This window comes from Secundilactobacillus paracollinoides DSM 15502 = JCM 11969, assembly GCF_001311135.1.
GTDB classification, from domain to species: Bacteria; Bacillota; Bacilli; order Lactobacillales; family Lactobacillaceae; genus Secundilactobacillus; species Secundilactobacillus paracollinoides.
Window position 1 is genome coordinate 24,974 of sequence record NZ_BBAG01000014.1, and the last position, 12,953, is coordinate 37,926.

The following is a 12,953-nucleotide window of genomic DNA, read 5'->3' on the forward strand; positions in this document are numbered from 1 at the left end:
GATTAGCTGACTTTGTTTGGTTTAACCCGTTTTGAGTCATCAATTGTGATGGGCGAATTCGGAATGTCGCAGTTCGCGATGACCGCATCCTCAGTGCCTGCGTCACAGGCAGCTTCGAAGTAGCGTACTTTAAAATTGAGTTTGTCGAGATGTTTTTGCAGCTGTGCCATTTGGTCGTGAACGGCTTCTTGCTGAGCTTTAAAAATGGCCAAACGGTCGGCTAACGTTTCGTCGCCAGCCATCGACATTTCCACGAATTTGCGGATTTCGCTAAGCTGCATGCCAGTGCCTTTTAAACACGTAATGAGGTCGATGAAATCAAGGTCATGCTCAGAAAATTCGCGCCGACCAGCTTTATTGCGGTGAACGAAGGGCATGAGGCCTTCGTGGTCGTAGTAGCGCAGCGTGTAGCTGCTGAGGCTGATCTTTCAGCAACTTGCCCGATTGAATACATCATGGGTGGTTTCCCCCTTAAGTAGTAGTGGGTCTAGTTTACCACTTAGAGTCGACTCTAAGTAAACTTACATTGTGTGTTATTTAGTTTTGCAAAATTGGAATATAGTGTGTTAAGGTAAGAGTGTTCAAGAAAGCGGTTTAACTGTAGGCTATGAAGTCGATTATGCTGTGATTTTAGCAGGCTGACAGAACAAAGCGACAGTTACAACGGAGTAGGTTTGAAATTCCGATATAAAATATGAATAAGAAACTTATTCATATTTTTCTTGAAAGCGGTTGACTATTGTTTATAATCATTCTAACATAGAAGGCGAAACGAAAAAGCTGGTTCGTGAGCGGGCTGACAGGATTAGTGGGCTGACGAATCATTGGGAGGCTATATTTTTATGTCAAAGACAAAGGTTATTGTTGTTGGTGCATCACATGGTGGTCACCAATCTGTTTTGGAATTAACACGCAAGTATAAAGATCTCGACATCAAATTATTTGAAGCAGGCGACTTCATTTCATTTATGTCATGTGGGATGGAATTATATCTTGAAAACAGTGTCACAGATGTCAATGACGTCCGTAATTTCCGGCCAGAAGACCTGGAAAAACGCGGCGCAGAAGTATACGCTAACCACGAAGTAACCAAGATCGATACTGATCACAAGCAGGTTGCTGTTAAGGACTTAAAGTCTGGCGAAACGCAGAATTATGACTACGATAAGTTGATCCTGAGTTCAGGGGTAACGCCAAACGATTTACCGGTTCCTGGCCACGATTTGGAAAATGTTTATCTGATGCGGGGTAAGGACTGGGCCGAAAAGATCAAGGCAAAGCTCGCTGATCCAACCGTTAAAAACATTACCGTTATCGGTGCTGGTTACATTGGTGTTGAAGCTGCTGAGGCCAGCACCAAAGCCGGCAAGCACGTGACCTTGATCGACATGATCGACCGGCCTCTGGGCAACTACCTGGATGCTGATTTGACCGATGTTTTGGCTAAGGAATTAGCTGATAAGGCGTTGACGTCGTTACGGGCGCCCACATTGAATCCTATGAAGGTTCTGGTAAGGTTACCGCTGTGAAGACGAGCGATGCTGAATATCCAAGTGACTTGGTCATTCAAGCAGCCGGCGTTAAGCCAAACACTGCTTGGTTAAAGGGAACCATCGATTTGGATGACCGTGGCTGGATCGAAACGGATGAATATCTGCGCACAAACGTTCCTGACGTTTACGCCATGGGTGACGCTGTGTTAGCTTACTCGATCCCTGCTCAAACCAAGATGCCAATTGCTTTGGCCACTGTCGTTCGTCGTGAAGCGCGTTACGTGGTCGATCACATCTTCGAAAACACACCTTCAGTACCATTCCAAGGTGTGGTCGGTTCATCAGCACTGAGTGTGTTTGATTACCACTTTGCTTCATCTGGCTTAAACACAACCACTGCTAAAAAAGCTGGTGTGACCATCAAGACTTCCTTCTACAAGGATACCTTGCGGCCAGCTTATGTCCCTACTGAAAAGGGCAACCCGGATGTCTATGTTGGGTTAGACTTTGACCCACAGACTCACAAGATCTTGGGTGGTGCCGTCTTATCAACCTATGACATTACGGCTCAAGAGAACGTGATTGCCTTGGCTGTGCAACAAGGATTGCGTTTGGAAGACCTCGCACAAGCTGACTTCTTCTTCCAACCAGGCTTTGATCGTCAATGGAGCTTGTTGAACCTAGCTGCACAACACGCACTGGGCGAACCAGAATTTACTAAATAAAATAAAACGATCATTTTAGCAGCTGTCAGGCGGAATTAAATCCTGATGGCTGTTTTTTGATGCCCTTATTTACGACATTTAGGTCAACGATAACCAAGTTCAAATTATTGACCTGGTCAGCTAATCGCGCGATACTCACTGTGAAATCTGAAAGGAAGTGCATTTTGATGGGGTTGATTACAAAAACTGACGTAGTGTACGATCCAGAGCACGAGTTAAAAACAGATCTTTATTACGATGACAGTAAACCAGCACGGGCGACGATCATTGATATTCATGGCGGTGGCTGGTTCCGCGGAGACAAGGGCAAGGATGCTGACTGGCTGAACGACTGGTTGCTGGCGGCTATGCGGCAGTGGTGCCGAATTATCGGATTACACCTGAAGCTTATTACCCGGCACCCTTAGAAGACATGGCGACACTGGTAGCCTGGCTGAAGACTCAGGATCTGCCGCAACAAACCGCTGTTGTCGGCTCATCGGCCGGCGGAAACATGTCGGTTGAATTAGCCATTCAAACGGGGATGCCTGCGGTGTCATTATCTGGTATTCTCGACATTGATGACTGGCTTGAGCACCACGAAGATGTTGTTGCGGCAGAGGGTGACACGAGCAGTTTCAACAGCACGGCCAGCGCCCAGATTAATCAGGACGGGCACAACGACAGTTTTTATAAGTGGTTTGTGACCAACTACTTTAACGGTGAAACCTCTGAGTGGCAGGCGGCAACGCCGGTGCATCGCATTAGCGACACGACGGGGCCGCTATTCTTGGCGAACTCATTAAACGAATTTGTGCCTACCAGCGGCGTGTTACAGGTTGCGCAAGCGATGACGTATCATCAACGACCGTTTGAGCTGATGATGATGATTCCGGGAACGCGGCACGCTAAGGGGTATTTGGATGACGTTTTTAACCAGACAATGCTGTTTTTAGATGCTCATTTAGAAAAATAATACATTATGCGTATTTAATGAATCGCTAAGATAATTCTTAAATTCTCTAAGAAATTACTGAGAAACAAAAACTAGTTAACTTGTTTAACCATCAACCTTTTGAACGGTTGGGCTAACTGAGACAACTAATGAAATAAGAAACGGCCGTGGCTATTTGATTGCTCGGCCGTTTTTTAATGGCCGGACTGTCAGTTAATTATCATGGCTAGTTAATGAATGGGGTTAACTAATTATGCTACAGTGAGGTTGGAATTAATTTCCAAAACTACACATAGGGGTGAACGATATGAGGATTCAAACGGTAACGGTTGCTGGTGGCGGCACATTGGGCAGTCAAATTGCGTACCAAACAGCATATGCTGGTAAGCACGTCACGATTTATGATATCAATGACGAGGCCTTGACCGCGGCAAAGAATCGACTCCAACGGCTGGACGCATCGTATCAGGGCGATATGCATGCGACTCAGGCAGACCTGGACGAGACGCATGCGCGGATACAGGTTACGAGTGACCCAAACACTGCGTTCGGTAATGTCGACTTGGTTATTGAAGCAATTCCTGAAGTGACCACTATCAAAACCGATTTTTACCATCTCATTTCGGGCATTGCCGATGCCAGAACGATCTTTGCGTCAAATTCATCTACCTTTCTGCCATCGCAATTTGCAGATCAGACAGACCGGCCGAGCCAGTTTGCTAATTTGCACTTTGCCAACCAGATCTGGAAGCATAATACGGCTGAGATTATGGGCCACCCTGGGACTGATCCGAAGGTCATCGCTACGTTAACCACGTTTGCGCATGAGATTTCGATGGTGCCGATCGTGGTGCAAAAAGAACAGCCGGGTTACGTTTTAAATTCACTGTTAACACCATTCCTGGAAAACGCCGCTTATCTTTGGGGCGAAGATATTGCGACACCGCAGACAGTGGATAAGACCTGGATGATCGATGGCGGGGCACCCATGGGGCCATTCGCAACGATTGACCTTGTTGGCTTACGCACCTTCTTCAATATCACGCAGGAACGTCAGGGCGACAATCCAGCGTTTAAGAAGACGTTAGCCAAGGTGCAGCAGATGATCGATGACGGTAATTTGGGGTTGGAAAGCGGTCATGGATTCTACACGTATCCAGACCCGGCTTATCAACAAACGGATTTTCTGGCATAGACTGTCTGGGGTAACAAGCTTACTGATACCCGTTAGATAGCATAAATAAGCCACCTGAACCAGGCTGGTTTTCTCATCAGAAAACAGCGTAGTGCAGGTGGCTTGTTTACGGTTTTCTGTGCTTTTAATGGTCTGAAAAAAAATTCGAACAATCACGATACATTGCGTAGTTATAGAGTGACCCACAAAAATAGGCTAAAGGAGCGACCCATTTTTATGATAGTAACTGTAATGCAAGCCATTATTCTTGGTGTGATCGAGGGGATTACTGAATTTCTACCCGTCAGTTCGACGGGCCACCTCTACCTTGCGAACGCCTTTATCCATCTTCATGAGCCTGTCGCGTTTATCAACCTCTTCATGGTTGTCATTCAACTTGGCGCCATCATGGCTGTTGTCGTGCTGTATTTTCATAAGTTGAATCCAATCGCACCCGGTAAGACAACGACCGAACGTCATGCGACTTGGGTACTTTGGGTAAAAGTGGTGGTTGCGATGTTGCCCAGTTTAGTGGTTGGGCCATTCGTCGACGATTTCATGGATGCACATCTGACCACCTGGCCAGTCATTACGACTACTTTGATCGTGTATGGTGTGCTATTTATTGTCGTTGAGCAGATCAATGCCAATCGAAGACCTAAAACAACAGCGCTGAACCGTCTCTCTCTACCACTCGCCTTTACGATCGGTCTTTGCCAACTCTTATCGCTAGTGCCTGGGACGTCGCGTTCAGGCGCAACTATTTTGGGCGCCATGGTACTGGGAACGAGTCGGTTTGTTGCCACAGAATTCTCCTTCTTTCTGGCGATTCCAACCATGGTTGCGCCAGCGCCTTGAAGGTGCTTAAGTTTACCCTGCATGGTAATCATCTGACTGGCCCAGAGAGTTTTGTCTTAGCAGTAGGTGTGATTGTCTCATTCGTTGTTGCATACGCCGCGATCAAGTTTTTGATGCGGTTCATTCAATACCATGATTTTAAAATTTTCGGGTGGTACCGAATTGCATTAGGCCTGATCATTTTTGGCTATTTTGGTCTTCAACAGCTTATCAAATAATCGGTGAACAGTGGCTACGTGCTTCAAAATATAAATAGTAAAATTTACCCGGCTAAATCCCTTGATTAAGCTAGCTATTACTGATATTTCATGCCATAATGAAACCATCATTTATCGGTCAGCAGTTGCGGTTCATTCGGGGGAATTAGACGCAGTGCTGGAAAGAAGGAGGAGCAGGCATGAGGGTGATTTTGAAACGGGGACTTGTGCTCGGAACAGCTGTATTATTCGGCTTGGGTCTTACTGGTACCATAACGGGGCGAGCAGCAACTAATGCTGCGAGCAACACAAGCTTGGAGGTGACACCCACGCCGCAAGCAGGCATGTCAAGTGGGTCACAGCAAGCCCAAACGGCAGCGGCTAGTAGCACGCAAACAACGACGACACAGGCAGCGAAGATGGGCAGTCTGACGATTACATTTCAGGACACTGCTGGTCGGCTGATTGGATCACCGGTTTATTATAATGGGCCGGTGGGTCAGCTACTGCCAAGTGTTTCTAGTATTGTGCCTGCTGGGTATTCTTTGCTAAGTGGAACATATTATGGGTTTATCCAACCCGGACAACGTGCTGCCACAATTACCGTTGAAAAAACGGCAGATCTGGCACAGACGAGTGGGCAAACGACGTCGGATATTATGACTGTGGTGACGCCTGGTACAACAACCGCAAAAGCATCAGGTGCAACGGCTAAGTCGTCTGACCAGCAGGAACAACCTGTAACTCGAGGAACGAGTCGGTCGAGTAAGGTGACAACAGTAAAGCAGGACTCTTCAAATGCCAAGGTTCATACGCTGCAACTACACCCGACGCATACCCAAGCATTAAGGTCACGCCAACAACAAATAAGACGTTGCCCCAAACTAGCGAAGCAGCGGGCAGTATCGCGTCATTTAGCGGCTGGGGATTGCTGGCTGGTGTGATTGGGTTGGTGAGTGTTTGTGGGTTTGATGATAGAAGGAAGTAGAGCGTGGAAGAAGGCGGTTAAAAGGTGGAGCACAAGCAGACTCTGACAGAAATTCCTGGGTTTGGAATTTGTGTCAGAGTCTGCTTGTGTGCAACCTTTTGCCTTCTGGAACGCGTTTCGGCACGGTAGCCTAGAAAGCCAAGCGCCATATCAAAAAATCACAGCCACAAACCTGTTCCACCCCAATCAAACAACAACAAGACAAAACAACAATTCTGTAAAAATAATTATTGTTAAACAGTTCACAAGATGTTATACTATGACCGTGATCAAGTTCACCACCAGTTGTTTGACTTAAGAACAGCAACTGTGTGCTGGGGAATAGGTAATGCATGTAGTTACCCTGTTAGTGGGATTTAGCGGGGGCATGAGTAGGTTTCACCGAGTGCCAGGTTATAGGGACGTGACACCCACAAACTTACGCACGTTACTTTGGACGACCTGTTGACTGTTAGGCTGGGGAGCCTGATTGTTATTTTGCAGACGTCACTTCGGTAAAGGATACTAGTTGGAGAACTGAATGAAGCAACATTGTTTCTATAACGGTACTGGTCAGTAATCAAGTCGCGTCAATGACTTGGGTGCTGACTTTTTTGATGAGTGCGGCAGAACGCGTTACGGCGCGGCAGTCTAAAATGATGAGTCTTTTGTTTGGTCATAGTGCTCCAGTAATCACAGCGTTACCGGTTGTCGACTAATGCAGATCGTGTTTGAGACAATAGCTGCCAAAGCGCATGACTACAAGCCGCAACTAGGGTACTGGCCTTATTCGTGTGGATGACCGTGTTATCCAGCGCGATGATCTCAGGTGGCAACATCATGAGATTATAGGGCTCATCCGGTTGAATAACGGTGGCTGCGATGGCCATCGTTGTCAACGTGGTTGTTTTGAGATCATAGGCGGCGCGGGTTGCCGTAAAGATATCCGGTAGACTTAGAATTTCTTCAACTTGAATGTGATGCTGTTCAAATAACGCGTTGAGCTGTTGTTGAAGCAATGAGCGGTCTGACAATCCGATATAGTCATAGTGACTAAGTTCACTGAGGTCGGCAGCGGAATAGGGTAGATAAACCGGCCTGGTTCATAGACGCGGCACTCGTTTGAAATTAAAAAGCCGACTTGAGTTTGGTCCAGCGACTGGCAAACAAACGCTGGGTTGTTTTGGCGTGGACCCACGACGATATCCATTTGCTGGCTCAGCAGTAGATTTTCCGAACTACTGGTACTCCGTTCAAAGAAATTCAACCGGTTGTCTGGAAAACTGGCCTTTAATTGCGTTGCAAGTTGGGCCAATTCTGCACTGGCAACGGGTTGATTAAACGCAATGTTGATGGTCTCATTTTCGTGACGCTTGAGCGTCTCTAGTCGTTGCGCCAACGCTTGATTCGTATTTTCAATTTGGGTAAGACTTTGTAACAAAACGGTACCCGCGTCGGTTAGCGTGATTGGCACTTTGTTTCTCAAAATGAGTGTCATGCCATATTTTTGTTCAGCTTCCTTGATGATCTTGGAAACGTAGGGTTGACTCAAATAGAGGCGGGCAGCCACTGTGGTGAGGGTGTCCTCATAGCGGACCGTATTCAAAATGTTAAGTAAAAGTTGCGTGTTGTGCATCAGTTGCCTCCCATTATTTCTAAAAAGTAATAATGACTTTCAAAATATGAATTAGACTTTTGAGACACTCCAATTAATAATGGCATTGTACCATAGAAGTTCATTAATGAACAATCAACGTTGACAAGTTATTATTTCTTTTTAGTAATATAGGAGGCCTATTAAAATGAGTAAAAATCGTCTTTGTGATGTGTTAGGAATTGAAAAGCCAGTGATTCAGGGTGCCTTAGCCTGGTTGACGGATGCTAAACTAGTCGCTGCCGTTGGCAATGCGGGCGGAATGGGTGTCCTTGGCCCCAACGCTGGTCAAACAACGGTCACACCTGATCCTGGTGAAACAGCAGAACGGATGCGTGACGAGATTCGCAAAGTTCGCCAGCTGAGTGACAAACCGTTTGCCGTTAACATTGGCTGGATGACCAGTTTCCCGAATACATTTGCGGAACCCATTTTAAAAGTTGTTTACGAAGAACACGTCCCCGTTGCTCTTTATTCAGGTGAGATCGATACTGACCTGATTAAAGACATGAAGGCTCACGATATGAAAGTCATCTATCGGGAACTGAATCCAACTGTTGAAGGCGCACAACAGGCCGAGGCAGCTGGCGCTGATGCCATCGTTGCCACCGGCTTTGATGAGGGTGGTACCCTGCCTGGTCGCGTGATCGGCACCTTTTCAATTGTGCCGATGCTGGCGGATGCTGTTTCTATTCCCGTCTTGGCAGCCGGGGCCGTTTCGGACGCCCGCACCGCAAAGGCAGCCTTTGATCTGGGTGCTGAAGGCCTCTATTGTGGCACGGCCTTCATCGCCAGCCAGGAGTGTCGGGTGCCCGATAATGTGAAGCAGGCTATTATCACCAACAATGCCGTTGACCTCGGCATGTACAAGACCTGGCCATCCTACTACCGGTCACTGCCTGGCGCATTAGCTGATGAGCTCGTCAAGCGCGATGCCGAAGGCGCCACGCGTGAAGAACTGGCGAAGTTACAAGGCGGTATTCGAAACATGAAGGTCGGGATGCTGGACGGTGATATTGACAAAGGCTATATTTCAGTCGGCACCGGGATTTCGTTAATTCATGACATTAAGCCAGTCAGCGCGATCATTGACACACTGACTGCTGACCTCGACTAAACTGTAATATTTGGGACCTGAACGGTGAATGTTGGCCGTTCAAGTCCCTTTTTAATGCGGTTTGGTACCCACCTGCCAGACTTAAAAAATCATTAACCCACTGAATTACCGGTTGTCAGGCCTTTCATTTACCGCCATAATAGTTCTAAGACGCGTGAGTATGATGGAGGGATTTTTCGTGGCTTACATAGAAGTTAAACATGAATTTAAACGTTATCAAATGGGTGAGACCCAAATTATTGCCAATAATGATGTTTCTTTTGAAGCGGAACAGGGTCAGCTGACCGTTATCCTTGGGCCAAGTGGTGCGGGGAAGTCGACCGTTCTAAACATTCTTGGCGGGATGGACAATCCAAGCGATGGCCAAGTGATCATTGATGGGACTGATATTGCTAAGTTCAATGATAAACAACTGACCGAATATCGGCGGCACAACGTTGGGTTTGTTTTTCAATTTTATAATCTGATTCCGAACTTAACGACCAAGGAAAACGTTGAACTCGCCTCTTCGATCGTAGCCGATGCGTTGGATGCCGCAACGGTGCTTAAACAAGTGGGGCTGGGCGAGCGATTGGATAATTTTCCATCGCAGCTTTCCGGTGGTGAGCAGCAACGGGTCGCCATTGCCCGGGCTTTGGCAAAGAATCCGAAACTGTTACTGTGTGATGAACCCACAGGTGCTCTGGATTATAAGACTGGTAAGCAAGTGCTCAAATTATTAGAGTCCGCCAGCCGCCAAGAGGGTAAAACGGTGTTGATCATCACGCATAACGCGGCGCTCGCTAAAATGGCTGACCGGGTCATCCGCATTAACGATGCTAAAGTGCGCAGCGTTGAGGATAATCCGACCCCAACACCTATCGATGAGATTGAATGGTAGGTGACGAGATTGAAACCAATGACTAAGAACATGTGGCGTGAGATCAGTCACGGTAAGGGCCGATTTATCGCGATCATTTTAATTATTTTGCTGGGTGTCCAAATTTTTGTTGGTATTAAGGCAGCGGGTCCGACGTTAAACGATTCTGCGGATAAAACGGTCAAGGATGCGAAACTCAGCGACGTGCAGGCGTTTTCGACTACTGGGTTTACGCACAAAGACGTTCAACTGGCTGAGAAAGTGCTGGTGCGAAGGCTGAGCTGGTTAAGTTTAAGGATGTTGTCGGTGGCAAAGACCAGGCCGCTGTGGCGTTGTACGGTTACACCAAGGACGCGCGCTACAACAAACTGTCCCTTCGCTCAGGCACATGCCACGAAACGGGCACGAAATCGTTTTAGATGAACTGGCGAAGGACAACGACGGGTATAAGCTCGGCCAAACGTATACCTTCAGTAAATCAGCGAAACTCAAACACCGGTCTTACAAGATCGTCGGCTTTGCGGATTCGCCGATGTACATTGACGATTCCACCCGAGGCTCGGCCGATGTTGGCGATGGCACTGTGCGCTACCTCGCCTATATCCCGCAGCGTGAGATGAACCTGAAAGTGGCTATGATGCTGAACATTGGGTTTCACAATCTGCAGTCAAAGGGCACCTTTACGGATGGTTACAGTGACGCAGTTAACGCTAAGGTGACCGCCCTTAAGAAGGTCTTCAAGCCCCGGGCAGCATCACGGACGAAGGCCCTTCTTGCAATACAGTTGTCACGCTTGATCAACAGTTAGCCAAAATCACTGCTGCTAAGAAGCAGCTGCAACAAGCCGGTCAACAGGGGGGCAGTGCCGCTAATTTGGCGGGACAACAAGATGTTACCCTGACCAAGGAGGCCGCTCAGCTGAAAGCCGCGAAGACTAAGGCACTGGCGCTGGCAAAACCACCTACACATGGCAGGACCGCAATGATCTGCCAGGGTTCCAAGCCTATGGTGAAAGTTCCGACCGGATTGCGGCCATTGCCAACGTTTTCCCGGTGTTTTTCTTCCTCATTGCCGCGCTGATCACCTTTACGACGATCACGCGGATGGTCGAAGAAGCCCGCAGTCAAATTGGGACGTTTAAGGCGTTGGGCTATTCGAAGTGGGCTATTGCGAAAAACTACTTGGCCTATGCGTTAACGGCGGGTCTGATTGGGACGGTACTTGGTGCTCTTATTGGGAACACCACGTTACCGCGAATCGTGCTGGCCTTATACAAGACGTACATTCCGTTGAAATGGGTCGTGAAATTTCAGTGGGGCGATATTGGCTGGGCGCTACTCTTTTCTATGATTGCCACGGTGGGTGCAGCTGCCTATGTCGTTTGGCGTGAACTGACGGAAGGACCGGCAGACCTGATGCGGCCACGGTCGCCAAAATCGGCTAAACGAATCATGCTTGAACGCATCACACCGCTCTGGAATCGGCTGAGCTTCAACCGAAAAGTGAGTTACCGGAACCTGTTTCGATTTAAATCACGGATGTTCATGACCATTATTGGGATCGCAGGCGGAACCGCACTGATCCTGACCGGTTTTGGGATTCAGGATTCAATCGGCGCCAGCGGAACCCGACAGTACAACGACATTATCCACTACCAAGCCACGATGCGTCTGCGCACGGCTGGGCAGGAAGATAAGGCTGATCAGATTTTGAACAACAACGACCAGTACCACAGCCACACGGACGTTGCCGCTAACGTGGGCGACCTCAAGACAAATGGGCACCAGGTCAATGATGTGAACATTTACGCACCCGACAACGTTGCCCAGTTTAAACGCTACGTGACGGTTCGAAACGCCAACACTGGTAAATCATTGTCGCTGCCGAAGAATGGTGTTGTCCTCACTGAAAAGACAGCGGACCTGCTGCACGTCAAAGTGGGCGACCACATTAAGGTCACGACCACCGACAACAAGCAGGGCACAGCTAAGGTGACGGGCATCACCGAAAACTACATGGGGCATTTTATGTATCTCAGCCGTGCGGCATACAAACAGCTGTTGCATGAAACACCAACCATGAATACTTTGCTGGTCCAGTTTAATCATCAAACTGACAAACAACGTAAATCTCTGGCGCATAAGCTCATTAATCACGGTGGTGTTATGGGGACCAGCTACACCAAGGATCAGCAGACGACAGTTTCGACGATGTCTGGATCGCTAAAACCGGTGGTGGCCATCTTCATTTTGCTATCAGGCATCCTGTCATTCGTTGTGCTGTATAATTTGACCAATATCAATGTGTCGGAACGAATCCGTGAGCTGTCGACCATTAAGGTGCTGGGCTTCTACGATAACGAAGTGACAATGTACATTGTGCGCGAAAATATCGTGCTGACGATTGCCGGCATTATCGTGGGCTACGGCGTCGGCGAACTGCTGACAGGGTATATCATGAAGCAGGCGGCGACGGCTCAGGTCATTTTCCCACTAACGATCCATCTGACAGGTTTCATCGTCGCAACTGTGTTGATGGCGGCATTTACGGCCATTGTGATGTTTGTGACGCATAAGCGACTGCAGAAGATTGATATGGTGGGGGCTTTGAGTTCAAGTGAGTAGAGCGTGAAGGCAGAGCGTGGAGCAAGGCGCCTAAGGGGCGGAGTGTAACGGACTCTGGCAGAAAAGTCCGGGTCTGACTTTTTTGCCAGAGTTCGTTACACAGTAGCCCCTTGCCTTGCGGAACGCGTTTCCACTAGAGATGGGGAAAGCGCGTCGGCTTACGCTCTCAGGTGCAAAATCCCGGGTCTGACTTTTTTGCCAGAGTCCCTTACACGTTAGCCCCTTGCCTTGCGGAACGCGTTTCCACTAGAGAAGGGCCAAGCGCGTCGACTTGAGCACTCAGGCGCAAAATCCCGGGTCTGACTTTTTGGTCAGAGTCCGATACACAGTCTTACTTGCCGAACAAGTCTC

The 12,953-nt window shown here is 48.1% G+C and carries 9 protein-coding genes and 3 pseudogenes; 9 read left to right on the top strand and 3 right to left on the bottom strand.

Annotation, left to right across the window (positions count from 1 at the left end):
* Positions 1-2 precede the first annotated feature (2 nt).
* Positions 3-425, bottom strand: a complete 423-nt coding sequence (locus JCM11969_RS06670; RefSeq protein ID WP_225353167.1) for a MerR family transcriptional regulator — start codon at positions 423-425, stop codon at positions 3-5.
* A gap of 417 nt (positions 426-842) precedes the next feature.
* On the opposite strand from JCM11969_RS06670, the pseudogene JCM11969_RS06675 reads away from it, so the two are divergent.
* The 6 genes and pseudogenes from JCM11969_RS06675 (at position 843) to JCM11969_RS06695 (ending at position 6,325) form a co-directional block, all read left to right on the top strand.
* A pseudogene (locus JCM11969_RS06675) lies at positions 843-2,218 on the top strand (FAD-dependent oxidoreductase).
* A gap of 167 nt (positions 2,219-2,385) precedes the next feature.
* Positions 2,386-2,625: a hypothetical protein gene (locus tag JCM11969_RS20355; RefSeq protein WP_369523205.1), complete on the top strand. Its 240-nt coding sequence runs from the start codon at positions 2,386-2,388 to the stop codon at positions 2,623-2,625.
* Positions 2,574-3,173, top strand: coding sequence for an alpha/beta hydrolase fold domain-containing protein (locus tag JCM11969_RS06680; RefSeq protein WP_369523206.1), 600 nt, complete (start codon positions 2,574-2,576; stop codon positions 3,171-3,173). The genes JCM11969_RS20355 and JCM11969_RS06680 overlap by 52 nt, the downstream gene beginning before the upstream one ends.
* Before the next feature lie 286 nt (positions 3,174-3,459).
* Positions 3,460-4,347 carry a 3-hydroxyacyl-CoA dehydrogenase gene (locus JCM11969_RS06685; protein ID WP_054709676.1) on the top strand — a complete coding sequence of 296 codons (888 nt, stop codon included), beginning with the start codon at positions 3,460-3,462 and terminating at the stop codon, positions 4,345-4,347.
* A gap of 219 nt (positions 4,348-4,566) precedes the next feature.
* Positions 4,567-5,402, top strand: a pseudogene (locus JCM11969_RS06690) (undecaprenyl-diphosphate phosphatase).
* A gap of 179 nt (positions 5,403-5,581) precedes the next feature.
* Positions 5,582-6,325, top strand: a complete 744-nt coding sequence (locus tag JCM11969_RS06695; RefSeq protein ID WP_054709679.1) for a hypothetical protein — start codon at positions 5,582-5,584, stop codon at positions 6,323-6,325.
* A gap of 724 nt (positions 6,326-7,049) precedes the next feature.
* Here JCM11969_RS06695 and JCM11969_RS06700 read toward each other — a convergent pair.
* The gene (locus JCM11969_RS06700) at positions 7,050-7,367 is read right to left on the bottom strand and encodes a hypothetical protein (RefSeq protein WP_054709682.1); all 318 of its coding nucleotides are present in this window, start codon (positions 7,365-7,367) and stop codon (positions 7,050-7,052) included.
* On the bottom strand, positions 7,304-7,984 hold the full coding sequence (locus tag JCM11969_RS06705) for a LysR family transcriptional regulator (protein ID WP_054709685.1): 681 nt from the start codon (positions 7,982-7,984) through the stop codon (positions 7,304-7,306). The genes JCM11969_RS06700 and JCM11969_RS06705 overlap by 64 nt, the downstream gene beginning before the upstream one ends.
* 166 nt (positions 7,985-8,150) lie before the next feature.
* Between JCM11969_RS06705 and JCM11969_RS06710 the strand changes: the two genes are divergently transcribed.
* From JCM11969_RS06710 to JCM11969_RS20685, 3 genes and pseudogenes are all read left to right on the top strand, one after another.
* Entirely contained in the window at positions 8,151-9,119 is a 969-nt protein-coding gene (locus tag JCM11969_RS06710; RefSeq protein ID WP_054709688.1) for an NAD(P)H-dependent flavin oxidoreductase, read from the top strand.
* A gap of 178 nt (positions 9,120-9,297) precedes the next feature.
* Positions 9,298-9,999, top strand: a complete 702-nt coding sequence (locus tag JCM11969_RS06715; RefSeq protein WP_054709692.1) for an ABC transporter ATP-binding protein — start codon at positions 9,298-9,300, stop codon at positions 9,997-9,999.
* Between the two features lie 9 nt (positions 10,000-10,008).
* Positions 10,009-12,602: pseudogene (locus JCM11969_RS20685) on the top strand (ABC transporter permease).
* The last annotated feature ends 351 nt before the right edge of the window (positions 12,603-12,953 follow it).